The sequence below is a fragment of the Rhizobium sp. AAP43 genome (assembly GCF_001296045.1).
Classification (GTDB): Bacteria; Pseudomonadota; Alphaproteobacteria; order Rhizobiales; family Rhizobiaceae; genus Allorhizobium.
The window spans coordinates 32613-56189 of record NZ_LJHS01000015.1; the positions used below are offsets into that span (position 1 = coordinate 32613).

At 59.3% G+C, this 23577-nt stretch carries 16 protein-coding genes and 2 pseudogenes; 5 read left to right on the forward strand and 13 right to left on the reverse strand.

Going from position 1 to position 23577, the window contains the following annotated elements:
• Positions 1-60: 60 nt before the first annotated feature.
• From IP76_RS10485 to putA, 3 genes are all read right to left on the reverse strand, one after another.
• Entirely contained in the window at positions 61-1569 is a 1509-nt protein-coding gene (locus IP76_RS10485) for an ABC transporter substrate-binding protein (RefSeq protein WP_054158164.1), read from the reverse strand.
• A 100-nt stretch (positions 1570-1669) separates the two neighbouring features.
• Entirely contained in the window at positions 1670-2401 is a 732-nt protein-coding gene (locus IP76_RS10490; protein WP_054158165.1) for a FadR/GntR family transcriptional regulator, read from the reverse strand.
• Positions 2402-2752: 351 nt separating this feature from the next.
• On the reverse strand, positions 2753-6451 hold the full coding sequence (putA, locus tag IP76_RS10495; RefSeq protein WP_054158166.1) for a trifunctional transcriptional regulator/proline dehydrogenase/L-glutamate gamma-semialdehyde dehydrogenase: 3699 nt from the start codon (positions 6449-6451) through the stop codon (positions 2753-2755).
• A gap of 346 nt (positions 6452-6797) precedes the next feature.
• Between putA and IP76_RS10505 the strand changes: the two genes are divergently transcribed.
• Positions 6798-7289, forward strand: coding sequence for an Lrp/AsnC family transcriptional regulator (locus IP76_RS10505; protein ID WP_054158168.1), 492 nt, complete (start codon positions 6798-6800; stop codon positions 7287-7289).
• A gap of 289 nt (positions 7290-7578) precedes the next feature.
• A complete protein-coding gene (locus IP76_RS10515) occupies positions 7579-8667 on the forward strand; it encodes a GSU2403 family nucleotidyltransferase fold protein (protein WP_054158170.1) in 1089 nt (362 codons plus the stop codon).
• Positions 8668-8777: 110 nt separating this feature from the next.
• On the opposite strand, the gene IP76_RS10520 is transcribed toward IP76_RS10515, so the two are convergent.
• A complete protein-coding gene (locus IP76_RS10520; RefSeq protein WP_054158171.1) occupies positions 8778-9791 on the reverse strand; it encodes an IS30 family transposase in 1014 nt (337 codons plus the stop codon).
• A gap of 146 nt (positions 9792-9937) precedes the next feature.
• Between IP76_RS10520 and IP76_RS10525 the strand changes: the two are divergent.
• Positions 9938-10519, forward strand: a pseudogene (locus tag IP76_RS10525) (aldo/keto reductase); the annotation flags it as partial.
• 306 nt (positions 10520-10825) lie between these two features.
• Here IP76_RS10525 and IP76_RS10530 read toward each other — a convergent pair.
• The 5 genes from IP76_RS10530 to IP76_RS10550 all read right to left on the reverse strand — a co-directional run bounded on the left by IP76_RS10530 (position 10826) and on the right by IP76_RS10550 (position 17225).
• A complete protein-coding gene (locus IP76_RS10530; protein WP_054158172.1) occupies positions 10826-11806 on the reverse strand; it encodes an ABC transporter ATP-binding protein in 981 nt (326 codons plus the stop codon).
• 4 nt (positions 11807-11810) lie between these two features.
• The gene (locus IP76_RS10535) at positions 11811-12635 is read right to left on the reverse strand and encodes a carbohydrate ABC transporter permease (RefSeq protein WP_054158173.1); all 825 of its coding nucleotides are present in this window, start codon (positions 12633-12635) and stop codon (positions 11811-11813) included.
• Entirely contained in the window at positions 12632-13495 is an 864-nt protein-coding gene (locus tag IP76_RS10540) for a carbohydrate ABC transporter permease (RefSeq protein WP_054158174.1), read from the reverse strand. Before IP76_RS10540 ends, IP76_RS10535 begins: the two co-directional genes overlap by 4 nt.
• Before the next feature lie 65 nt (positions 13496-13560).
• Entirely contained in the window at positions 13561-14835 is a 1275-nt protein-coding gene (locus IP76_RS10545; protein ID WP_054158175.1) for an ABC transporter substrate-binding protein, read from the reverse strand.
• 65 nt (positions 14836-14900) lie between these two features.
• Positions 14901-17225, reverse strand: coding sequence for an alpha-L-rhamnosidase (locus IP76_RS10550; RefSeq protein ID WP_054158176.1), 2325 nt, complete (start codon positions 17223-17225; stop codon positions 14901-14903).
• A 149-nt stretch (positions 17226-17374) separates the two neighbouring features.
• Between IP76_RS10550 and IP76_RS10555 the strand changes: the two genes are divergently transcribed.
• Positions 17375-18400, forward strand: a complete 1026-nt coding sequence (locus tag IP76_RS10555; protein ID WP_054158177.1) for a LacI family DNA-binding transcriptional regulator — start codon at positions 17375-17377, stop codon at positions 18398-18400.
• Positions 18401-18808: 408 nt separating this feature from the next.
• Positions 18809-20551 (forward strand): methyl-accepting chemotaxis protein, encoded by a 1743-nt coding sequence (locus IP76_RS10560; protein WP_054158178.1) that lies wholly within the window; start codon positions 18809-18811, stop codon positions 20549-20551.
• A 223-nt stretch (positions 20552-20774) separates the two neighbouring features.
• On the opposite strand, the gene IP76_RS10565 is transcribed toward IP76_RS10560, so the two are convergent.
• The 4 genes and pseudogenes from IP76_RS10565 to IP76_RS23290 form a co-directional block, all read right to left on the reverse strand.
• Positions 20775-21869, reverse strand: coding sequence for a chemotaxis response regulator protein-glutamate methylesterase (locus tag IP76_RS10565; RefSeq protein WP_054158179.1), 1095 nt, complete (start codon positions 21867-21869; stop codon positions 20775-20777).
• A 7-nt stretch (positions 21870-21876) separates the two neighbouring features.
• A complete protein-coding gene (locus tag IP76_RS10570) occupies positions 21877-22737 on the reverse strand; it encodes a CheR family methyltransferase (RefSeq protein ID WP_082352492.1) in 861 nt (286 codons plus the stop codon).
• A gap of 4 nt (positions 22738-22741) precedes the next feature.
• The gene (locus IP76_RS10575) at positions 22742-23230 is read right to left on the reverse strand and encodes a chemotaxis protein CheW (protein ID WP_054158180.1); all 489 of its coding nucleotides are present in this window, start codon (positions 23228-23230) and stop codon (positions 22742-22744) included.
• Positions 23230-23577 (reverse strand): annotated as a pseudogene (locus tag IP76_RS23290) (methyl-accepting chemotaxis protein); the annotation flags it as partial. The pseudogene IP76_RS23290 and the gene IP76_RS10575, both read right to left, overlap by 1 nt.

Genomic DNA, 23577 nt, shown 5'->3' on the forward strand with positions numbered 1-23577 from the left:
TCCTGATTTCAAAGGATGCCTGCGGAGCGTCAGACGCTCCGCAGGAGAGATCGAGGCGGATCAGCCCTTCTTCACGCCGAGCAGGCGGATCATGCCATCGGGCGACGGAACGAAGCCGGTGACCTCTTTCTTCGTTGCCCAGATCCACGACTGGTGGCCGAGATAAATCACCGGCAGGTCCTCATTGACAATCTTGCCGGCGGCATCGTATTTCTGCTTGCGCACGGCATCATCCGTCGAAGCGCGGGCTTCGTTGAGCAGCGTATCGACTTCAGGATTGCAGTATTTGGTGTCGTTGATGCCGCCCTCGCAGGTGACAAACTGGTGCAGGTTGCCGTCGGGATCGACGCGGCCGGACCAATCGGAGCGGCTGAGCTGATAGTTGCCGGCGGTCTGTTCGCTGAGCAGCGTGGCGAACTCGGTGGTCTTCAGGCTGACATCGAAGCCGGCCTCGGCCACCATGGCCTGGACGATCTGCATCATCTGGGCCGCAACCGGATTGTTGGGGATCTGCATTTCGATCGGCACCCGCTCGAAACCGGCCTCCTTGATCAGGGCCTTCGCCTTTTCGAGGTCGCGGGCCGGAACCGGCAGCTCCTTGTTGAACCACGGGCTGTTCGGCGGGAACGGCTGATTGCCGCCAACGGCCGTGCCTTCATAGACGACCTGGTTGAGCGCTTCGCGGTCGATAGCGAGCGAGAAGGCCTGGCGCAGGCGCTTGTCCTTGCCAAACGGATTGTCGGCGCGGGGGCCATTGGCGATGTTCACGTAGAGCGCCATGTAGCCGATGTTGACGACGTCGGAATAAGTCAGGCTCTCGTCTGCCTTGACGGATGTTGCATCGGTTGCCGCCAGTCGTTCGATCATGTCAAGTTCGCCGGAGCGCAGGTTGGCAAGACGGACCGTCGTGTCAGGGATCGGTAGATAGGTCACCTTGTCGATGAAGACCTTGTCCTTGTCCCAGTAGTCGGCGAATTTTTCGAGCACGATACGGTCCTGCTGCACGCGTTCGACGAATTTGAACGGTCCGGCGCAGACCGGCGCGGAGCCGAAATTGGCACCGAGTTCCGCGGCAGCCTTCGGTGAGACGATCATGCCGGCACGGTCGGACAATTGAGCCAGCAGTGTGACATCGGGCGCCTTGAGCGTGAACTTCACGTCGTAGTCGCCGGTGGCTTCCACCTTGTCGACAGAGGACAATTCGCTCTTGCGGCGCGATTCCGGCAGGGTCTTGTTGCGCTCAATTGTGGCGACGACGGCTGCTGCATTGAAAGGCGTACCGTCATGGAACTTGACGCCTTCGCGCAGCTTCATGGTCAGTTCCTTGCCGTCTGCCGACCAGGCCCAATCGGTGGCCAGTTGCGGCACGATCTTCAGGTCGGGCGAAACGTCGACAAGCTTGTCGCACATGGCGGTGTAGACGATACGACCGACAAAGGTTCGCGATTGGGCCGGATCTAGGACGTCGGCATCGTCCTGCAAGCCGATGCGAAGCTCGGCCGAGAGTGCGGGGCTTGCAAGCATCGCGCTCGCCAGGAGTAGGGCGGAAAATCGGGACAGTATCTTCATGGTCGACAAATCCTCTGGTGTGGTTTTCTGTTCTCATGGGTGTCGCCGATTATGGCTCCGGCGTTTAAGGGTAGGCCGGCCGTAGCCGGAATGCGTTTGGTCATGACAAGTCGCCCTGCGGGTCGCCCTCCAGATGGTCCATGGATGTCTGGCGGATCAGCCGCTCCTGCAGCATCAGGAGATGCTGTCTCATGGCTTCGCCGGCTTTGGCCGGATCACGGGATGCGATGGCATCGATGATCGTTGCATGCTGGGCATTGGACACGTTCATCGTGTTGGCGCTGTTGCGGGCACGCTCCCGGATAGCCTGCCAGGCATCGTCCTGTCGGACCCGGTTGATCACATCGAAGATCGACAGAAACAGCTGATTGCCGGCCGATTGCGCGATTTGGCGGTGCAAAGCGCCGTCCCAGAGTTCCTTGGCGTCGGCGTCCTCGCTGCCGGCGATTTTCTGGGCCAGGTCGCGCATGCGGTCGATATCGCTGCCCTTGGCGCGAAGAGCGGCGAGCTGCGCCAGCTGCGGTTCGATGCGCAGACGGACTTCCATGATCTCCATGAAATTGGTCCCAGCCACGATGGTCTCGAGCTGGCCGCTCCACTCGTCAGGCTTCTGGCCGGCATAGGTGCCTGACCCCTGCTTACGCCAGATCGCGCCTTCCGCCTCCAGAACTTCAAGCGCACGACGGATTGCCCGGCGGCTCAGCCCAAGCTTTTCGGACAGGGTGCGCTCTGTCGGCAATTTGCCTTCCGTGCCGAGATCTCCGTGCCGAAGAAGATCCCGCAGCTTCTCGAGAGCGTAATTCGAATTTTCCTTGGGAGAAGTCTCTGGCATGAATGGTCCGAACCAATTTGTGATTGGTTCAGTGAACGTTGAATCTCACCGTCCGTCAAGACAGTTTTTGTGCAGAAAATAATACGCCTAATTTCAGGGCAATTCCGGAGATGAGACGGACTGCAGCCTCACTTGGTTAAGCGACCAAGCACTCCCGGCCCTAATCTCATTCAAAGCTTCTTTTGAAGGGGCCATAACGGCCGAGCCGTGGCTCAGGAGACTGGCTGATCAGGTCAACTCGAGTCCGCCGGACCTTTCCGTGCAAACACCAGATCGAGCAAACGGGAGCTTGGATTGTTAGTCCGGCAACCGAGCTAAAGTTTTGGCTCGGTTGCCGGATCGGCTGTCATCCTAGCCGATTGCCATGAGGCTTGCGTTTCCGCCGGCCGCAGCCGTGTTGATGGACGTCGAAACTTCTTCAACCAGCCAATTCAGACAATAAGCCTCGATATCGTTCTCGATTTCTGACGTCGTGGCAGACTGGACGAGCACGAGCGGACCGTCGAGCGCCGCAATCGCCTGGTTCACCTTCACGATCCGATCTGCGTCACCTTCGACAAGAGCCGAGCTGAAGGGCCCGTCCTTGTTCCAGTCTGATGTCCACCTGATGCGCTGAGAGACGCTCGCCGGGATATCCGTCAGTATCGGGCGAAGACCAGAGGCCTCATCAATGACGAGTTGGTTGCCGGTTGCCAGTGCTGCCGCAATCTGCCTGTAGAGCCCCCGCTCACTCACTGGGGCAAGCAGCACGCGGCCCCGGGGGTGAAGCGAGTAGAGATTGCGTTCGCCGACCGGGCCGACAAGCTCCTTGTGCAAGCCGACAGCCGAAAGGCTTCCGAGTTCGTGAGCGGCATCTGCATCCTCGGTTCTGCCCTTGGATGAGAGCCAGACCGCAAAATCGGCGATTGCCGGATCTTTGTGAACGGAACTGTGCTGCGGTGGCACCGGCGCCTTTTGAACGAGACGGCCGATATAAAGCGGACCGCCGGCCTTTGGTCCCGTCCCGGAGAGGCCGCGACCACCGAATGGCTGGACACCGACAACGGCACCGATGATGTTTCGGTTCACATAGAGATTACCTGCCTGCACCCGGCTCGTCACATGCGCGATTGTTTCGTCGAGGCGGGTGTGCAAGCCGAAGGTCAGGCCGTAGCCAGAGCCGTTGATGTCATCGATCAGCCGGTCGAGGTCCTCGCGGCGGTAACGGATGACGTGAAGAACGGGCCCGAAGATCTCCTTTTTGAGATCGGAGAGTGACTTAATCTCGATGATTGTTGGAGCCACGAAGGTCCCGAGGTCGGCGGAGGCGGGAAGCGGCAGCTGATCGACCTTGCAGCCCAGCGCCTTCATCCTTTCGATGTGCGCGTTGATGTCTGCCTTGGCCGCTTGCGTAATGACAGGACCGACATCGATGTTCAGCCGGTCTGTGCGACCGATCGAGAGTTCCTGCAGCGCGCCCTTCAGCATCGTCAGCGTCCGGTCGGCCACATCCTGTTGCAGGCAAAGCACCCGCAGGGCGGAGCATCGCTGCCCCGCGCTGTCGAAGGCAGATGCGATCACGTCGCCGACCACCTGTTCGGCAAGGGCGGAGGAATCGACGATCATCCCATTCTGGCCGCCGGTCTCGGCAATCAGGGGAATGGGCTTGCCCACCTTCGAAAGACGGTTGGCCAGCTGCGACTGGATCATCCGCGCAACGCCCGTCGAGCCGGTGAACATCACGCCCGCCGTTTCCGGGGCGTCGATCAGGGCTGCCCCCAGGCTTCCACCGCCCGGTGTGAACTGGAGGGCTGCGCGCGGAATGCCGGCCTCATGAAGGATCTTCACGCTTTCGAAGGCGATGATGGGTGTTACGCCCGCGGGCTTGGCCATCACCGAATTGCCGGCGACGAGCGCTGCAGCAACCTGCCCGGTAAAGATCGCAAGCGGGAAGTTCCATGGGCTGATGCAAACAATCGGGCCGAGAGGCGCGTGGGAGGGGCCGAGCGTGCGCCTTGCCTGCTCAGCATAGTACCGCAGAAAATCAATGGCTTCGCGCACTTCACCAATCGCGTTTGCGGCCGATTTTCCAGCCTCCCGCATGATGATCCCCATCAGGGGTTCAATGCGCGCTTGCATGATGTCGGCTGCGCGGTCGAGGCACCGTGCCCGGTCCGCCGGCGCGACCTTTGCCCATTCCTGTGCGCCCATTTCCGCCAGCTTGGCAATCCTAGAGGCCGCATCGATCTCGACCTCGGTCACCTGACCGATGATGTCGCCGTGGTCGGCCGGATTAACGACGGGCTGGATCGAGCCCTCAATGGAGCCATCTGCCAGAAGCGGTGTGGCGTGCCAGGAGGTTTTCGCGGTTTCAACCAGGCTTGCGGCGAGCCGCGCCAGTTCCGTCTCGTTCGAAAGATCGATGCCTGCGGAATTCTGTCGCTCGGCTCCGAAAAGGTTTGCCGGCAGCGAAATCAGGTCATGGGACTTCCCAACTGGGCTGAAGGCTTCCACGAGGTCAACCGGATCGGCCGTGAGGTCGTCGACCGAAACCTTCGGATCTGAGATGCGATTGACGAAGGACGAGTTCGCACCGTTTTCAAGCAGGCGACGGACAAGATAGGCGAGCAGTGTCTCATGCGTGCCAACAGGCGCATAGATGCGGCAGGGTCGGTCGAGGTTCTGCTTGCCGACGACTTCGTCATAGAGCGGTTCCCCCATGCCGTGAAGGCACTGAAACTCGTATTTGCCCACTTGAAAGTCAGGGCCTGCAAGATGGTGGATGGTGGCAAGCGTCTGAGCGTTGTGCGTGGCGAATTGCGGGAAAATCACATCCGTCGCCGCGAGCAGTTTTCTGGCGCAGGCGATATAGGCCACATCGGTGTGGATCTTGCGCGTATAGACCGGGAAGTCCGAAAGGCCATCCAGCTGGGCGCGCTTGATCTCGGCGTCCCAATAGGCACCCTTGACGAGGCGCACCATCATCCGGCGCCCGGAGCGGCGTGCCAGATCGATGATGTAGTCGAGGACATAGGGGCAGCGCTTGCCATAAGCCTGGACGACAAAGCCGAGCCCGTTCCAGCCGGACAGGTCCGCATCGAGGCCGAGTTCTTCGAGGAGGTCGAGCGAAAGTTCGAGCCGATCAGCTTCTTCAGCATCAATATTCAGGCCGATATCATAGCTGCGTGCCAGCAATGCCAGCGCCCGAACACGCGGCAGAAGCTCGTCCATGACGCGCTTCGACTGGCTACGAACATAGCGGGGGTGAAGGGCCGACAGCTTGATCGAGATTCCGGGACCTTCATAGACGCCGCGCCCCGCTGACGCCTTGCCGATGGCATGGATCGCGTTTTCGTAGTCCAGATAGTAACGCTCGGCGTCCTTGGCGGTGGTCGCCGCCTCACCCAGCATGTCGTAGGAATAGCGGAAGCCGCGTGCTTCAAGCGGACGGGCGCGCTTCAGGGCTTCGTCGATTGTCTCGCCGGTGACGAACTGTTCGCCCATCATCCGCATCGCCATGTCGACGCCGCGCCGGATCACAGGTTCGCCGCAGCGTGCAATCAACCGGGTAAGCGCAGCCGAGAGGCTGCGATCGTTGACGGTCGAGGTCAGCTTGCCGGTAACGACCAGACCCCAGGTGGCCGCGTTGACGAACAGCGAGCGCCCGCCGCCGACATGGGATTTCCAGTCACCTTCGGAAATCTTGTCGCGGATCAGCGCATCCCGCGTTGCCGTGTCCGGAATGCGCAAAAGGGCCTCGGCAAGACACATGAGGGCAACGCCCTCCTGGCTCGACAGCGAATATTCGTGAACCAGCCCTTCGACACCCGTGCCCTTGTGCTTGGCCCGAAGCGCTTCGATCAGCTTGCGCGCAACGCCTTTGATCGCCGTCTTCTCGCTGTCCGAAACGCGCGCAGCCTCGACAAGCGGCGGGAGGCATTCGGTTTCCGGGCGGCGATAGGCGGCGGTGATCGCCTTGCGCAGTTCTGACTGTTCACGGATCGGCGGGGCAAACTGCGCGAAGGGCAGGGTGGAGGCGTCTGGCGCGTTTTCAGCAACTGTTTTCAGCATCGCAGCGGTCCTGGTTGAGCGTTGAATGGAGCCTGGCGGCTCAAAATTCCGGGAGATGTTCAGGGACAAGAAACCTGTCGAGCTTGTCTTTCCGGCCGTCCTCAGCGGGTTTGGCGGAGGGGATGCTGACGGCGGCACGCACTGCAGACAGGCCTATCGGACCATATCTATCGATCAGCATGTTTGCGTCACATGTTGCACCGTCAAGACGCGTCGTCCTCAGACCCATCGACCCTGCCTCCAATTCGATATCTGGAATGCTACCACAATAGCGATAGTGAAGTTGTCTTGATTTTGGATCTTTGGGTGGCTAAATGTCTTTTATAAGGGGAGATTTCAGATCGAAATGGCTACAAGTTTGGGTACAACTGGTGATCTTGACCAGTTCGATAAAAAGATACTCGACGCTGTCGTGGAGGATGGGCGGATTTCGATTACCGATCTGGCCGTCCGTGTTGGTCTGTCCAAGACCCCCTGCCAGATCCGTTTCAAGCGTCTGGTCTCTGAAGGCTACATCGAAGGCTTCAGGGCAATTCTCAGTCCGGTCAAAATGCAGCTCGACCATGTGGCCTTTGTCGAGGTTAAGCTGTCCGATACGCGCGAAGAGGCGCTGAGGAGCTTCAACGAGGCCGTCAAGAAGGTCCGGGAAATCGAAGAATGCCACATGATTGCCGGCCGCTTCGACTACCTGTTGAAGGTCCGCACGCGTGACATTGGCCGGTATCGGCGGGTCCTCGGGGAGAAGATTTCCACCCTGCCTCATGTCGCAAGCACATCGACGAACCCGGCCATGGAAACGGTGAAAGAAGGGTGGAACCGCCTCTCGCAAGCGACGTGATGCGCGCGGGGTGTTGGACCAGTTTGGCCTCTTTTTACAATCTTCGCTGTGAGTCCAAATTGCTGATGGACCTGCCTCTACCGTCATTGGCTTTACGGGAAGAGGAGATTGCCGCGAATAATTTGTACATGAGGCTAGTGGAAGCAAAAATCCGGATCTTTGTCTCAGGTCTTGAGTTAAACGACATTCCATCTGCAGTGAGAATGCCTGCGCGAAATCCCACCTTGTTCGCCATGCCTTGGCCGGTTATACTGTTTTTGAAAAACAGTATAACGCCGGAGGCGTGCTGATGAAGTCCATCGATCTCATGTACCAGACGATGCTCGCCGAATTGGGGCAGCGCTCGCTTGATGCTGCATGGACGGCGGACTTTCCTGCGGAAGGCCGCTTCACCCCAGCGACCGTGAAGGGACGCAAGTACTGGTATTTCGACACGCCTGATGGACATGGTGGGACGAAACGCCGTTACGTCGGCCCTGCGGAAGATCCGGATATCGCCGCCCGGGTCGCGGATCACAAACGGGACAAGGACGATCTGCGCGCGCGACGGCGCATGGTCAACACGCTGACCCGCGAAGGCGGCATGGTTTCTCCCGATGCCATGTCGGGCGATATCGTTGCCGCGCTCGCCGAGGGCGGGCTGTTCCGACTTCGGGGTGTCCTGATCGGAACGGTGGCCTTCCAGTGCTATTCGGGCCTGCTCGGTGTCCGCCTTCCCATGGCATCGATCCTGACGGGAGATGCGGACATTGCTCAGGATTATGCCATCAGCCGAGAGGTCGAAGACAGCCTGCCGCCGATTGTAGAGCTGCTGCAGGGCGTCGACGCCAGCTTCAGGCCAGTTCCCCATCGATCGGGCGTTGCGGCGTCATCCGCCTTCCAGAACGCCGACGGCTACCGGGTCGAATTCCTCACCTCGAACCGGGGGTCGGACGATTACGTCGAACAACCGGCGAAGATGCCCGCCCTCGGGGGCGCCAGTGCCGAGCCACTGCGCTTTCTCGACTTCCTCATCCGGGAACCGGTGAGGACAATACTGCTCCACCGGAGTGGTGTTTCGGTGGTCGTTCCGGAACCGTCCCGCTATGCGATTCACAAACTTATCGTGGCCAGCCGGCGACACACAGACGGGCAAGGTCCAGCCAAGCGGGAGAAGGACATCCGCCAGGCGGCACTGCTCTTCGAAGCCCTGCAACAAACAAGGCGATCTGCCGATCTGGCGCTGGTCTACAATGAAGCATGGGAGCGTGGACCTGCGTGGCAGGAAGGTTTGCGAACTGGGGCGGCCATGCTCCCAGGAGAGGATGCCGAGCGGCTACGGATTGCTTTGACCGAGGGAGCCAAGAAGAATCGGGAAGACATTGAGCTTCCGGTTTGAGCATTGACCGGGCGTCAAGAGGCGAGACTGTCGTATCTCTAACTGGCCCAACTGTCGCATTACTAAATAGCCCTATTGGTTCCAGACTGAATGCAACGCCGGTTGGAAATCTATATGATCTGGCCCTTCGTAGCCAATAAGTGCTTGCCAAAGATCTCAGTCGGCGTCTGAAACCCCAAGCACTTCCGAGGCGTGGCATTGAGACGTTCGCACAAGGAACGGATCTCCTGATCGCTGACAGCCAGCACGATGGTCTCAGGCGGGAGGTAACGACGAACCCGTTTGTTGGTATTCTCAACGGTGCCTTTTTGCCATGGTGCTTGCGGATCGCAGAACCAGGCTGCCGTTCCCATGCCCTTTTCCAGCTCCCGCCATGAAACAAATTCGAGGCCTCGGTCGAACGTCAGGCTTTGCCGAGCTCGCGCGGGTAGGGGCGCTAGGTGGCTGATCAATTGGTTCATGATCGGCTTTGAGCGCCTGTCATTGTTGCGGAATAGAACGGTATACCGGCTCTTGCGTTCAACGACGGTCGCGACATTGGCGGATCCATGTTCCATTCTGAAGATCATCAGATCCGCCTCCCAGTTGCTAAATTCGCTGCGGGAATAGATGGTCTCAGGCCTGTTGCGAATGGCGCACTCGATTGGAAAGACCAGACTTCTGGGCTTGCGTGCGTATCTCGGGCGCCGTTTGCGTCGTCGTTCGGGCAGATGTCGAGCCAGTTGCTGATCCTGGCCTTCCTGCGAGTAGACATATTGGTAGATCGTTTCATGGCTCAATCGGGCAGACGAGCCGCTGACGAGTCGCAGCCGTCCGGATATCTGTTCCGGAGACCAGCCTTCCTTCAGGCGATCGATGACCGCAGCGCACAGATATGGATCGCGCAGCAGCTTGCGATATCTCCGTCGCCGGTCTTCCGCCATCCGATGCGCGGTGACGTGCCAGTATCCTTCGGCAATCGGAACGTCACGATCGTGCCAGAAATTGCGCCGTAGTTCTCGGCAGATCGTCGAGCGGTCCCGACCCAGCGTTCGTGCGATCTCTGCCTGGCTGATCTTCTTCGCATGCATCCGTGCGATGATGCGACGTTCGTCCATATTCAACTGCACAAAAGAGCGGGCCATTCCATCCTCCTGAAACCATGGCCATTATTGTCTTCGTTGCATTTGAAAATGGAATCTGCCCCCCTACAGTACAGGATCGCATAATCTTAATTATGGAACTGAGAGAGATCGCTACGAGCAGCGTCTTGTGCCGTATCGCTCTGCGAGTGATGGACGAGGGCAAGGTGCTGCATTGGGGTCTCTCCGAGATGGGGCTGAACACGCTTCGCCGCGCGCATGCGGTGCTGCCGATCAACGCGGTCCAAAGCGAATATTCCATGCTGTGGCGCGGCCCGGAAACGGGAGCAATTCCGGTATGCGAAGAGCTTGGCATTGGCTTCGTTCCCTGGAGCCCGCTCGGCGTTGGCTTCCTGAACGGCGCAATCGATGCGCGAACGCGCTTCGCCGAGGGCGACATCCGCGGCGTTGAGGGGCGCTTGGCACCGGAGAGCCTGCCGAACAATCTCGCTTTCGTCGAGGTCCTGAAAGTTTGGGCGGAACGCAAGCAAGCTCGTCTTGGTCAGATCGCTCTGTCCTGGCTGCTGGCCCAAAAGCCGTTCATCGTTCCAATCCCCGGCACCACCCAAATGGCACACATGATCGAGAACATTGGCGCTCCCTCCGTCTCGTTCTCACCGTCTGAGATCGCTGAACTGAACGCTGCTGTCGCGGCCGTCAGTATCAAGGGTGCGAGACTTCCTGATGTGGTGCAGGCGTATTCAGACGTTGAGGCACCTGCAACGACCTAGAACAGAAAGAGCCTGCTTGCGGTTTGGCCGCAAGCAGGCAATCACCTGAAGCGATATCGGCTTCTACGCACTCGATGACGAGTTCAGCAATTGGGGTGAATATGCAAGGTTTTAGCGCGCTCTGCCGAAGCACGTCGAGCATCCCACACAAAAACGGCGCCTTCTCATCAACCTTGAGTGAACTCGACGAGAGTTGTGTAGCCGATCACCGCATTAGATGCAGGCGAATAGATCGCCTGATGCACTGACGTGGTTTCTGCCTGGCGCGCTGATGCTCGGGGCAGTACGTCAAACATGCATTTCGTCTTATGCGAAACGGTGTTCCTTGCCGCTCATAGGTGACGCATGAATGACGTCTCCGGATTCAATTTTGAAATCACCGGGCACACGAGCGACAATCTGTTTCAGCAGAGGGTGTACGAGGTAGACGACGGTGTCTGCACCCAGCCGTTCGATATGACGGACTTGGCCCTGCCATTTCCCTTCACTCTTTGACAAAGCAAGATGCTCGGGACGGATGCCGTAAGTGGCGCAGCCTTCAGCGGCGGCAACCTCGCCATCGTAGAGGTTCATTTTTGGCGATCCGATAAAGCCAGCGACGAAGGGGCTGACGGGGTTGTGGTAGAGGTCCATTGGCGAGCCGACTTGTTCGATGCGCCCAGCATTCAGGACCACGATCTTGTCAGCCATTGTCATCGCCTCGACCTGGTCATGGGTGACGTAGATCATGGTGGCGCCGAGCTTGGCGTGCAGGTCGGTCAGTTCCATGCGCATCTGTGAACGAAGCGCTGCATCAAGGTTGGAGAGCGGTTCGTCAAACAGGAAAACCTTGGGATTGCGGATGATGGCACGTCCGATCGCCACCCGCTGGCGTTGTCCGCCTGACAGGGCCTTCGGCTTACGGTCGAGCAGATGGGTCAGTTGCAGGCTTTCCGCAGTTTTTTCCACCTTCTCGGCGATCTCGCTCTTCGGAAGACCGGCGAGCGATAACCCGAAACCGATGTTTTCGCGCACTGTCAGATGCGGATAGAGCGCGTAGGACTGGAAGACCATGGCGATGCCGCGCTTTGACGGCTCGGCATGGGTCACGTCCTGGTTGTCGATAATGATCTGTCCCGAGGTCGAGGTTTCAAGACCTGATATCATCCTCAATAAGGTCGACTTCCCGCATCCGGATGGGCCGACGAAGACGCAGAACTCGCCTTTTTCGACTGTCAGATCGATCCCCTTGATGACCTCAAGGCTGCCGAAACTCTTGCGAATGTCCTGAAGAACAACACTGGTCATACGACTATCCTTTGACGGCTCCGGCGGTCATGCCGGCAACGATCTGTCGATTGAAGAAAATGTAGACGATGAGCGGCGGGATCGTGACCAGAAGAATGTTCATGAAGAGCAGATTGAACTGGGTCTGGAACTGGCCCTGGAAATTATAAAGTGTCAGCTGAACCGTCACGTTCTCGCGCCCCGGGAGGTAATAGAGCGGATTGGTGAAATCGTTGAAGATGGTGATCGACTGGACGACGATGACCGTCACTGTCACAGGCTTCAGCAGTGGCAGGATCACGCGGAAGAAGATCTGCAATGGCGTTGCGCCATCGATCAGGGCCGCCTCGTCTAGGTCGCGCGGGATCGTGGCAATGAAGCTGCGGAACAGGAGAACCGAGAAGGCAAGGCCATAGGCGACCTGAATGAAGATCATGCCGGTGATCGTCTTGAACAGACCGATCGACTGCAGCACCCAGATTGTCGGCACGACTGCTGGCGGGATCATCAAGCCTGCCAACACGAACGCGTAAATGACCGTGTTCCAGCGGGATGGACGTCGCTGGAGAACATATCCGACCATCGCACCGAAGAGAACGAGCAGCGTAACGGCGAAGACGGTGATCACGGTGGAGTTGAGGTAGGCAAGTAGCAGCAGGTAGTTGCGAGTTTGCAGGACCTGGAGGAAGTTTTCCCACAACTGCCAGTCCAGTGGCCAGGAGAAAGTGAGCCGCGAGGCATCCTGCCGTGTCTTGGCGGCAGTCAGAAAGATGAAGATGAAAGGCAGTATGAAGATCACGGACGCAAGCGCGAGCGAGACGATGCCCGTATAAAGCTGGCGGCGGGTCATAGGTCCACCTCCCGACGGTTGAACCAGGCCGTGAGCGGTAGAATGATCAGCGCGATCAACAGGAAAAGGATCACGTTGCCAGCGGTCGAAAGCCCATAAAAGCCGGCCTGATATTGCTTGTAGATAACGCTCGCGAGCACATCCGAGGAGAAGCCCGGTCCGCCCCGCGTCATCGCCCAGATCAAATCGAAGCTGCGAAGGCCGCCGATGAGCGAGAGGGTAACGACGGTGACAGTTGCTGGACGGACAAGCGGAACAGTGACGCGGAAGAACATCTGGGTTCGGGTCGCGCCATCGATGCGGGCTGCCTCATAGTAGTCCTGGCTGATCGTGGCGAGGCCGGCGATATAGATCAGCGTTGCCAGACCAACGCCCTTCCAGAGATCAACGAAGATCACCGAATAGAGTGCCAGTGAGGGGTCGGTCAGCCAACCGGGGCCCGGTAGTCCCATGCTCTTCAAGGTGACATTGATCATGCCATTGGTCGGGTGCATTAACACGGCAAATGTGATCCCGATACCAATCGTCGACACCAGAACGGGGAAGAACACGACAGTCCGCAAAAAGCCCTGCGCCCAGATGCCGGACGTGAGTAACACGGCGAGCAAAAGGCCGATCACGGTCTTCGTGGCCGAGGTCGCTACGGCGTAGATCAGCGTATTGACCGTTCCCTGGATCAGGAAAGGCTCGCGCAGAAACTGACGGTAGTTGTCAAGGCCGATGAAATCGGCCGAAAACAGGTCCCAGCGCGTCAGGCTGAACCAGAAGGAGGCCACTGTCGGCACCAGAAACAGGACCGTGAATACGATCGCCGCCGGCAGCACAAACCAGTAGGGATAGGGGGATTTCTGCGTAACCATGTCTCTTCTCCGGTTCAGACCCCGCCCGGACCTGCGAGACCGGACGGGGTTCGAAGGGCGGGAGGTTACCAGTTCGGCAAGCCGAGTTGCTTGGCCTGCTTTTCGACATCCTGGTCATAGAGGGCTGCCGCCTCGGCAGCCGGACGAATGCCGGATCCGACTTCCACGGTAATCTGCTCGAGAGCCGGGCCCTTGACCGGTGAGAGGAATTCGAGCGCTGGCGCCGTGCGGCCCTCAGCCTCGAAATAGGGCAGCATGTCCTTCACCGCCTGGGGAACGTCGGCGGGAAGCTGGCAGCCCTTGATGAGATAGGGACCCGAAGGAACAGCCTTTGCCATCATTTCGCAGGCCTCCTTGGACGCGACCCAATCGAGGAATTTCTTCGCTTCCTCAGCGTTTTCGGCGGATGCCGGACTGTAGAGCGCGGAAGGCATCCAGATCGTCAGACCGTTATTTGCGGCGTCGTCACCCGGCTGGGCGAAGAAGCCGAGGTCGGCCAGATTGTCCGGATAGTTTTGCTGGATGTTGCCAATGCCGAAGGTCAGCATCGGGTAGTGGGCGGCTTCGCCCGTTGCGACCATGCGCATCCCATCATCGAACTTGGCAGCGCCGAAATCGGCATTGAAAAGTGCCGCCTTTGCCGTCTGCTCGAGGCGTTCGAAGCCCTTGGCAGCGGCGGGAGTTGTGGCGAACTTCGCCTTGTTGTCCGTGAATTCTATTGCGAAGTTCGGTGCTGCAGCGTTGACGTTGTAGTAATCGGCGAGCACGAAGAGCTGGGAGGTCCAGGTGTCGCCATAGGTCTGGGCGATAGCGACTTTACCAGCCGCCTTGACCTTTTCGCTATTGGCGATGAAATCAGCCCAGGACTTAGGAACCTCAAGTCCGAGCTCAGCGTAGATTTTCCTGTTGTAGAAGATCCCGCCCCCCATCGCCGGACCGAATGGCACGCCACGCACGGTGCCATCTCTAGCACTGACCACAGGTTTGAAGCTTTCGGAGATATTGCCCGCATTCGGCATATCGGAGAGATCCACCAGCGTCTGCTCCGGCTTCAGCGCCTGGAAGAGCGAACCAGAGTTATACTGAAAGATGTCGGCCATCTCTCCAGTCGCAAGGCGGGTCTTGACGATGTTGTCGCCTTCCGCTCCACCGGCACGGTTTTCGATGTCGAAGCTGATATCGGGACGCTTCTCGCTGTAGGCCTTGGTTAGCACGTCGAGGAAGGTGATCGTTTCCTGATTGGTGTCGGCCAGTATCGTAAGCGTCACGTCGGCATGGGCCGCACTTGCCAATAGACTGGCGAGAGACGCAGCCAGGATGGTTCCTGCTTTCAAATTCATGGTCGTTTCCTCCTCTATTGACCACTTAAACATGTGTCGTATCCGTCCGCTGACGGTGCCGCGGTTCAGATGCGGAAGGTCATGCTATGCTCGCCCGGTAGTAGTCTGCTCTCCACGCCAGGCGTGACCGGAACACCATTCACGGTGAGATCCTTTCGGCCGTTTTCGGCCGTGATCGAGGCCGCGACCCCCTCGGGCAACACGACTCTGTAGGTCACCTGATCGCCCTTCAGTGTCCACTCGGCTTCGATGCGCCCCTGCTTTACATCGTGCCAGGCCTTGACGGGCGAGAGCGCCGGCAGGATGGCAGGATCGAGCGTAACATGCGTGAAGCCTGCCCCCTCAGGCGTCAGCTCGAGCCCGGCCACATCTTCGAACAGCCACTGGCAGACGGCGCCATAAGCATAATGGTTGTAGCTGTTCATATCCGGATCGTAGATCGAACCATCCTCAGCCACCGCGTCCCAGCGCTCCCAGATCGACGTTGCGCCACGCTCGACCTGGTAAAGCCAGCCCGGGACCTTCCGATTGAGGAACACCTTTTCCGCAAGGTCGAGCATGCCGAGCCCGGTGAGTGCCGGCAGTAGCGCGGGGGTGCCGATGAAGCCTGTGCCGATCACGCCATCGGTTTCTTCCACCACACGGCGGAAATAGTCCCTCCCCGCCGCCTTGTAGTCATCAGGAACGAGATCATACAGGAAAGCCAGCGCCCAGGACGTCTGGTCGTTGTGTGCGATCCGGCCCGACGGTGAAAAGAACTCGTTGCGGAAGGCCGCGCGGATCTGGTTTGCGCGCTCGTCCAACTGCCGCGTCGCATCGTCACGACCGAGAATGCGGGCAATCCGCGCGGCGATCTGTGTCGAGATGAAATGATAAAGGGTGGCCGCACAATCGTCGGCGACGGTGGGTCGGGGCTTGCGGTTGTCGCCGACGGGCTGCAGCCAGTCACCAAAGGTAAAACCGTGCTCTCCCCAAACGGCTGGCGGGCGAATGATCGGACCGCCCGAAATACCCCAGAGATAGTCGAGCCACTTGATCATCGCCGGGAAGCACTCCGCGAGGACCTCTCTATTGCCGTAATGTAGATAGAGCTGCCAGGGGATGATGACGATGGCATCACCCCAGCCTGTCGAACCCGCCCAGTCGCCCCTGTCGTCGATTGGATGGAGCCGTGTCGGGTCCGGCGAGAAGTGCGGGACGGCACCATTCTCACGCTGGTCGTGCATAACGTCGCGCAGATATTTGATGAGGAAGCGCTCGCTATCGGCGAGCCAGCAGGCAGTGCCCGCGAAGACCTGCGCATCTCCCGTCCAGCCGAGGCGCTCGTCACGCTGCGGGCAATCCGTGGGGATCTCGATGAAGTTCGAACGCTGTGACCAGATGGTGTTTTCGACGAGCCGATTGACCGCCGCAACCCCCGTGGTGATGCCACCGGTGGCGACCGGCACCGAGCTGATCGGCACCATCTCAATGGAGAGCAGACTGACGTCTCCTTCGAGCGTCACCCGGGCGTAGCGAAAGCCCATGAAGGTGAAGAGTGGGGCATAGCTTTCCTCGCCTTCGCCAGACAGGATGTAACGCAGTTCGGCGCGGGCGCTGCGATAGTTCCGGTTGTCGAAGACCTTGTCCGGTCCGAGGATTTCGGAGTGCTCGACGCGGACCGACGCGCCCGCCTTTCCACTGACGCGTAGCCGGATAAAGGCGCCGGCATTCTGACCGAAATCATAGAGGGTTCTGCCCTCGCCATCCTGCCACTGATCGATCGGAGTGAGCGGTGCGAGCTCCTTCACCGCATCCGCCTCGTGTGGCACCAGCAGGCCCTTGTCGAACTCGAGCAGGTCTATGCCGGCCTCGGCGCGAGGTACAATACGCGCATCATAGTCTTCACCGAAATAGATGCCATTGCGCGTCACGGGTGAGAGACCGCTCTTCCAGCTTGCGTCCGTCACGAGCGAGACTGCGCCGTCGGCCTCGATCTCTGCGATCGCCGCCACACGATCTCCCCAGCAATTGAAGATCGGGTTCGAGGCCCAAAGCAACTGGCTGCGATACCAGCCATCGCCAAGCCAGATCTCGATCCTGTTTTCGCCGACCTTAAGAAGCTCAGAGACTTCGTATGTCTGGTAGGCTACCCGGTCGTCATAGCAGGTCCAGCCGGGCGTCAGCAGATCTTCGCCGACACGCTTCCCGTTGATGAAAGCACGATAGAGGCCGAGCGCCGAGATTGCCAAGGTGGCTGTTGAGGGGAGGACATCCACTTGCCAATGAGTCTGGACGAAAGTTCCGGCAGCCCCCTGCCCCTTGTCGATCTCGGGCGCGATCATCTCAGCCCGCGCAAATGGCTGACTATCAGATGCCAAAGTCGAGCCTGTCAGAGAGGGCCTGTCCATGGTGTCTCTACTCCCGCCGGCGCATACCCATCGAGCCGCACCGATCATTTTGTGTATCGTTCTATGTATATCATTCTACAAACTCGTTTGCCGCGCAAGCGCTTTTTGCATATAGTGGATCTAAGGATCATGCGCAGACGAGATTAACCATGGAAAAACAGAAGCTTGGCCCGCCGACTGATCGCGTGACGATCCGCCATGTCGCTGAGCATGCAGGCGTCTCGGTCGCCGCCGTATCCAAGGTGCTGCGCAATGCCTACGGCGTGTCAGAGGCTCTGCGGACCAAGGTCGAACACGCCATCGACCTTCTGAAGTATCGTCCGTCGACGGCGGCACGGGCCATGCGCGGGCGGACGTATACCGTTGGCATCCTTGTCGTGGAACTCACCAACCCGTTCGTCCCGGTTCTGCTGGAAGGGATCGACGCAGGTCTGGCCGAGGCGAATTACAAGGCGATGGTCGGCGTCGGTCGCGCGGCCTCCAAGCTTGAGACATCGATGATCGAGTCGATGATCGACACCAGGATGGATGGCCTGGTCCTGATCGGGCCGCAGATCTCTGGAAGCGTGGTCGCGCACTATGCGAAACAGATCCCCATCGTCGCCATTGCCCATCACGAACCCCAGGCGAACTTGTACGACACGGTCAATTCGGACGATTTCGCGGGGGCACAGATGGCCGTCGAAGCGCTGGCATCGTGCGGCTACAGCGACATCACGATGCTGAGCTACGACCGCTCGGACAGCCCCAGTTCGGTCGTCGCGGTGCAGCGTGAGGCAGGGTACATGGCGGCGATGGCCGCAATCGGATCGGAAGAGAGGGCTCGTATCATCCGCAATCCACATCCGAGCGAGCCAAGGTCGAAGGAACTGGCGGCGTTGCTCTCTTCGGAAGACAGGCCGCGGGCGATCTTCGCCTGGTCTGATCTCGATGCCATTCCGCTGTTGGCGGCCTGTCACGAATTGGGCATCGATGTCCCCGGCACACTCGCAGTCATCGGCTACGACGACTGTTCGCTCGCCGGACAGCCGGCCGTCAGCCTCTCCAGCGTCAATCAGGATCCGCTAAGCCTTGGCGCACGCGCAAGCGAGCTGCTGCTTAGTCGCATCGAGGGGCGTGAAGATGCGCAGCACGTCATGCTGCCACCAAGGGTGGTGCTTCGTCGCAGCGTGTGATCTGGCGCAATCACGCACGTTAATTGCACCTGTCTCAACGAAGACGGCGCCAGCGGCTCCGCATTGAACCCTCTACGATCTCTGATCGCAAGGAATGGGTAAATGCCTTACGGCCGCCCTTACAAACGTTCCGCGAAACGACTTTTCAGCATCGCGCAAATCTCGGAACGTCCAGCGAAGCTGCCAACATCTTTCGAGATCCCCTGACCAAAAATCCGCCAACAATACCAAAGTGGATGCTAAATTAACTAAAGCCGCAGATATGATCTACTCGTTCTGATGGAATTAACTGCTGTCTCACCACAGTGTACCGCCAGAAGGACGCCCCCCGCTCAGATTGGAGCGGCGGACGATGGCAGAGATTGACGCATAAGCTGATGTTGAACAGACGGGGCGGTAGGTCGGGAAATGGGTGAAGCGGCTTTCAAGACATCTAGCTTTTCTGCAGGAGCGTCTCCGACGGAGCTCTCGGACTATGTCGACCGCATGGAGGCGGCGCGCGCCTTGATTGAGAAGCGCTTCCTCGACGGTGGATCGGCACTGCTCTCCATTCTCGACGTCTTGAACAACCTCATCGCTTCGCTCGATCAACTCAACGGTGCGCTTGACGAGGAGACCGCGCGGGAAACCATGGCAAAGCTCACCTCGTCCATGGATCGCCTCTCCCAGCAGACCAGCATAGAGGCGGGGCGACAGGAGGGTTTCCAGGAAATCCTGCGGGCCGAACGGGCGCTTGAGCCCCATGTCGATCTCATGCAGGAAACGCTGCGCTATCTGCGCACCTTCGCCCTGACGGCCAAGATTACTGGAGCAAGCATTGCCGATTTTGCGGGCTTTGCCGAAGAAATCCTCGACCGCATCCAGGAGGGAACCGAACAGGTCGACGATTTCGCCGGCAAGGTCCTGACGCTGGGGAGCGGCCTCGGTCCAGCAATCCGCAAAAGCCGCGAAATCGTCTCCAGCTATGACGAGGCCGTGCCGCAGATCCTTCGAACGCTTTCGGCCGGCGCCGAGGATCTTGGCAACTATCGCAGGCTTCTGGTCGAACGGGCGACCAGTGTCCGCGCTGTCGCCAGTGGCATACAGATGAAGCTCGGCGCAATTCTTTCGTCCATGCAGGTCGGCGACATCACGCGTCAACGGATAGAGCATTGCCAGTCCAGCCTGCAGATCCTGTCGGACTATCTGGTATCGGAACCTGGACATGCGCTGACTGAGGCGCAGAGACAGTCGCTGATCCTGTTGATCCGTAGCCTCGTCTACCGGCAGTTGGAGCATACGATCGAAGATTTCGACCGAGACACCGGCAAGATCGTGGCGACCGTCTCCAGCTTTCGCTCGGAGCTTGCGGAAATCGAAGCATTGAGCGCCACCATGTCTGATCGTGCCTCGGGCGGTAACAACAACGCCATTCGACAGCTCGAGACAGGCATAGACAGTGCCCGAACTGCAGTGCGAGAAGTGGACCACGTCGGCGCAGAAGCATCAAGACTGAGCCTTGATACGGCAAATATCGTTCGCCAGTTGCTCGAAGGCATCGGCACGGTCCGCGCTGTCCGCACCGACATCCATTACATCGCGCTGAACACCAATCTCCGCTGCAGCCGGATTGGTGAAGAGGGCAAGGCCATCAATGTCGTTACGGCCGAGCTTCGGCATTTCGCCGGAAGGCTCGACGAGACCGCCGAGGATATCCTGGCCGAGCTCCACAGTCTCGAAGCCGCCGCCCAACAACTCGTTGGCCAGATGAATGGTGAAGCTGAAGACAGCCTCGACGGACAGCTGGAACAGGTCCGCGACAATCTCCGTGCTGCCGGTGACCGGATGGATACGCAGCTGACGGCGCTCAATGAGCAAAGCCAGACCGCCCTCACCGAGATCAATGGCTCCCTCAGAAGACTGGATTTCAACGAGGCGCTTGGCGATGTGCTTCGCGATTGTGCCGCACGAATGGAGATCCTTGAAGACGTCGTGCCAGCAGAGGGGCTGACGGAGGCTCTCGATGTGATCGGGAGCCAGATCGGCCGGCTGTATACGATGGTCGCCGAGCGGGAACTGCATGCGCAGATCATGGGCACCGAGCTCCCTGCGTCATCCGCCACAGAAAGTGGCACTCTCAGTGATGACGACCTGGACGACGCATTCTTCTGAGCGGCGGCATCCGCAACCGGCGCGGCTCGCTCGTGGACCGTGCGTGTTGTGCCCATGCGCCTTTTCTGCAGGGACTGAGGAAGCGCAACCTGTCAAGGTTCAGACCACGTCTCGCATGCGAATACGCACCGCCGGGCGAGCAAGCCCAGCGCCGCTCACTTTATTTAAGCTTGAATGCAGCTCTTGGTGATCGTCCTCTGTCCGGTCGCGTCAGACCGGTAGATCACCGCCGTTTGTCGGCGGCGATGATCTCGGCGGCAATCGACCCAAGGGGCACCACGCGGTTGACGCCACCATGGGCAATGGCTTCCTTCGGCATGCCGAAGACGACGGAGGTCGCCTCATCCTGAGCAATGGTGTAGGCACCGGCGGCGTGCATTTCCAGCATGCCGCGAGCGCCGTCGTCACCCATGCCGGTCATGATAACGCCCATGGCATTGCCACCGGCCGCGCGCGCGGCCGATCGGAAAAGCACATCGACTGAAGGCCTGTGGCGGGACACAAGCGGCCCCTGCCGGACCGAGACGTAGTACCGCGCGCCTTGCCGTTCGAGGACGGTGTGACTGCCGCCACCGGGCGCAATCAGAACATGCCCCCGCAACACCGTGTCCCCGTCTTCGGCTTCCTTGATTTCCATCGCGCAAAGACCGTCGAGGCGTCGTGCGAAGGCTGCGGTAAATTTTTCCGGCATGTGCTGTACGATAACGATGCCCGGCGAATTGGCTGGTAAGGCTTCGAGCATCTCGCGAAGGGCCTCGGTCCCGCCGGTGGAAGCGCCGACGCAGACCACCATTTCCGTGGTCTTGGCCATTGCCCGGCCTGACGGCGGCGGCAGAACGGCGTCGGCCGTCAGCTTTTCTGGCGGGGCTTCCGACGGTGACCCGTTTCCAAGCCCGCGCCGTCTGACACCCGGGCGGGCATGCGATGCCGCCTTCACGACATCGCAGATGTGGCTCGCCTGTTCGGCGAGATAGTCCGCGGCGCCGATCTTGGGCTTCAGGACAACGTCAACCGCACCCGCTTCCAGTGCCTGCATCAATGTTTCGGTGCCGGCTTCCGTCAGGGACGAACACATCACCACAGGGATCGGCCTTTGCGACATGAGCTTGCGCAGGAAGGTGATCCCATCCATGCGGGGCATCTCAACATCGAGCGTGATAACATCCGGAATTTCTTCCTGGATGCGCTTGGCTGCCATGAAGGGATCGCCAGCGGTGCCGATCACCTCAATATCGGGATCCGACTGCAAGACGTTCGTCAACGTCTGGCGAACGCTGGCGGAATCGTCGACGATCAGGACACGGACCTTTTTTCTCATCTGGTTCTCACAGTCGCTTGAAGACGGTATTGGCAATCTGGCGCAGCGGCAGGTTCATTCCGGAAATCGATTCCGAGTGACCGATGAACATGTGGCCGCCGACCGAAAGCTTGCTGCAGAGCTTGCTCATAACCTGAAGTTGTGTGTCTTTATCAAAGTAGATCAAGACGTTGCGGCAAAAAATCATATCTACGGGCTCGCCGATCTCGTAGGTCGGATCCATGAGGTTGAGACGGGCAAAGCCAATCCGCGACCGCAGCTTGGGAACGATGCGTACCTGGGCCCGTTCCCGATCTCTCGAAAAGCGGACATATTTGGACACCAGCGCCGGGGGCACCGGGTCAATCATCTCCTGGCTGAAGATACCCCGCCGGGCCTTGTCCAGCACGTCCGTCGAGAGGTCCGTTGCGAGAATAAAATAGTTGGGTCCGTTCTGCAGCGTCGAGAACTCCTCGAGCAGCATGGCGATCGTATAGGGTTCGGCACCGATCGAGCACGCCGAACTCCATATCCTGATCGGCTGGCTGCCGCGCCGGGCGAGTTCCGGCAGGATGTGACTGCACATGAAGTCGAAATGATTGGGCTCGCGGAAAAAATCCGTCTTGTTCGTGGTCACCACATCGATGAGGTAGACGGCCTCCTTGTCGAGCCCTCCCTCATCGAACAGGTATTCACAATATCGGTCAAAGCTCCCATGTCCGGTCACGCGAAGCCGCCGTCGCAGGCGACCTTCCAGCATGGTCAGCTTCGCATCGGTAATCTTGATCCCGCTATAATCGTAGATATAGCTCGCGAGGCGCTTGAAATTGCGATTGCTCAAGCGGTCTTCGAAATTGATCTGGGTGGCAGTGATGGATTCCGCGAACACGATACTATGCCACCTGCCGCGCGTCTAAGCTGGCGCGCTGGATCTCTTCACCCTGATGGGCGAAGAGCCGGGAAAGATCGATGATCACCACGAAATCACTTGTCCGCCGGACGACACCCTGAATGTAATCGGACTCCCAGCGCACCCCGATCTGCGGGGCACTGTCGATTTGATCCAAGTGAAAGGGTGTAACCTCGAAGACCTTGTCTGCCATCATGCCAAGTGTCAGCACCCGCCCATCACAGGGAATGTCGAGCACGAGTACGCGGGTATGGTGAGTGAGGACCGTCGCCGCCATGCCCAGACGTCGACGCAGGTCGATTATCGGCACGCCTTGGCCGCGCACATCCCTGAGGCCCAGGAGATAGTCCGGGCCCTGCGGAATTTTGAAAGCATGCTCGTGGTCGAGGATTTCACGCACCACCTCGACTGGAACCGCGAAGATCTCTTCACCCATGGCGAAGGTAACGAACTGGGCCTCGGACCGCGCCATCATGCAATCTCCCGAAATTCGTGGTCGGCTTCATCCGGTCCACCCATCGACATGTCGAGTTTGAAGCCGTTGACGCGGGCCTGCTGAGCTGCAACCGTCATGCCTGAAGCAGACTTGGCTGACTTGGCCGATGGGCTTGTGCCTTGCCGACCGGCGAATCCTGCACTCCGATGCTGTTTGGAGGCTTGATGAGGGCGACCTGCAGTGGACTGCGCGATTCGGAAGAAGCTGATCGATTCCAGCATCTCCTCAGCCTGCGCCGACAATTGTTCAGATGTTGAGGACATCGCCTCGGAGGCTCCGGCATTCTGCTGGGTCACCTTGTCGAGCTGCTGGATGGCCTCGTT

Coding starts and splice junctions, on each gene's coding strand:
- IP76_RS10485 (WP_054158164.1), bottom strand. CDS start 1,569: ATGAAGATACTGTCCCGATTTTCCGCCCTACTCCTGGCGAGCGCGATG.
- IP76_RS10490 (WP_054158165.1), bottom strand. CDS start 2,401: ATGCCAGAGACTTCTCCCAAGGAAAATTCGAATTACGCTCTCGAGAAG.
- putA (WP_054158166.1), bottom strand. CDS start 6,451: ATGCTGAAAACAGTTGCTGAAAACGCGCCAGACGCCTCCACCCTGCCC.
- IP76_RS10505 (WP_054158168.1), top strand. CDS start 6,798: ATGGCTACAAGTTTGGGTACAACTGGTGATCTTGACCAGTTCGATAAA.
- IP76_RS10515 (WP_054158170.1), top strand. CDS start 7,579: ATGAAGTCCATCGATCTCATGTACCAGACGATGCTCGCCGAATTGGGG.
- IP76_RS10520 (WP_054158171.1), bottom strand. CDS start 9,791: ATGGCCCGCTCTTTTGTGCAGTTGAATATGGACGAACGTCGCATCATC.
- IP76_RS10530 (WP_054158172.1), bottom strand. CDS start 11,806: ATGACCAGTGTTGTTCTTCAGGACATTCGCAAGAGTTTCGGCAGCCTT.
- IP76_RS10535 (WP_054158173.1), bottom strand. CDS start 12,635: ATGACCCGCCGCCAGCTTTATACGGGCATCGTCTCGCTCGCGCTTGCG.
- IP76_RS10540 (WP_054158174.1), bottom strand. CDS start 13,495: ATGGTTACGCAGAAATCCCCCTATCCCTACTGGTTTGTGCTGCCGGCG.
- IP76_RS10545 (WP_054158175.1), bottom strand. CDS start 14,835: ATGAATTTGAAAGCAGGAACCATCCTGGCTGCGTCTCTCGCCAGTCTA.
- IP76_RS10550 (WP_054158176.1), bottom strand. CDS start 17,225: ATGGACAGGCCCTCTCTGACAGGCTCGACTTTGGCATCTGATAGTCAG.
- IP76_RS10555 (WP_054158177.1), top strand. CDS start 17,375: ATGGAAAAACAGAAGCTTGGCCCGCCGACTGATCGCGTGACGATCCGC.
- IP76_RS10560 (WP_054158178.1), top strand. CDS start 18,809: ATGGGTGAAGCGGCTTTCAAGACATCTAGCTTTTCTGCAGGAGCGTCT.
- IP76_RS10565 (WP_054158179.1), bottom strand. CDS start 21,869: ATGAGAAAAAAGGTCCGTGTCCTGATCGTCGACGATTCCGCCAGCGTT.
- IP76_RS10575 (WP_054158180.1), bottom strand. CDS start 23,230: ATGGCGCGGTCCGAGGCCCAGTTCGTTACCTTCGCCATGGGTGAAGAG.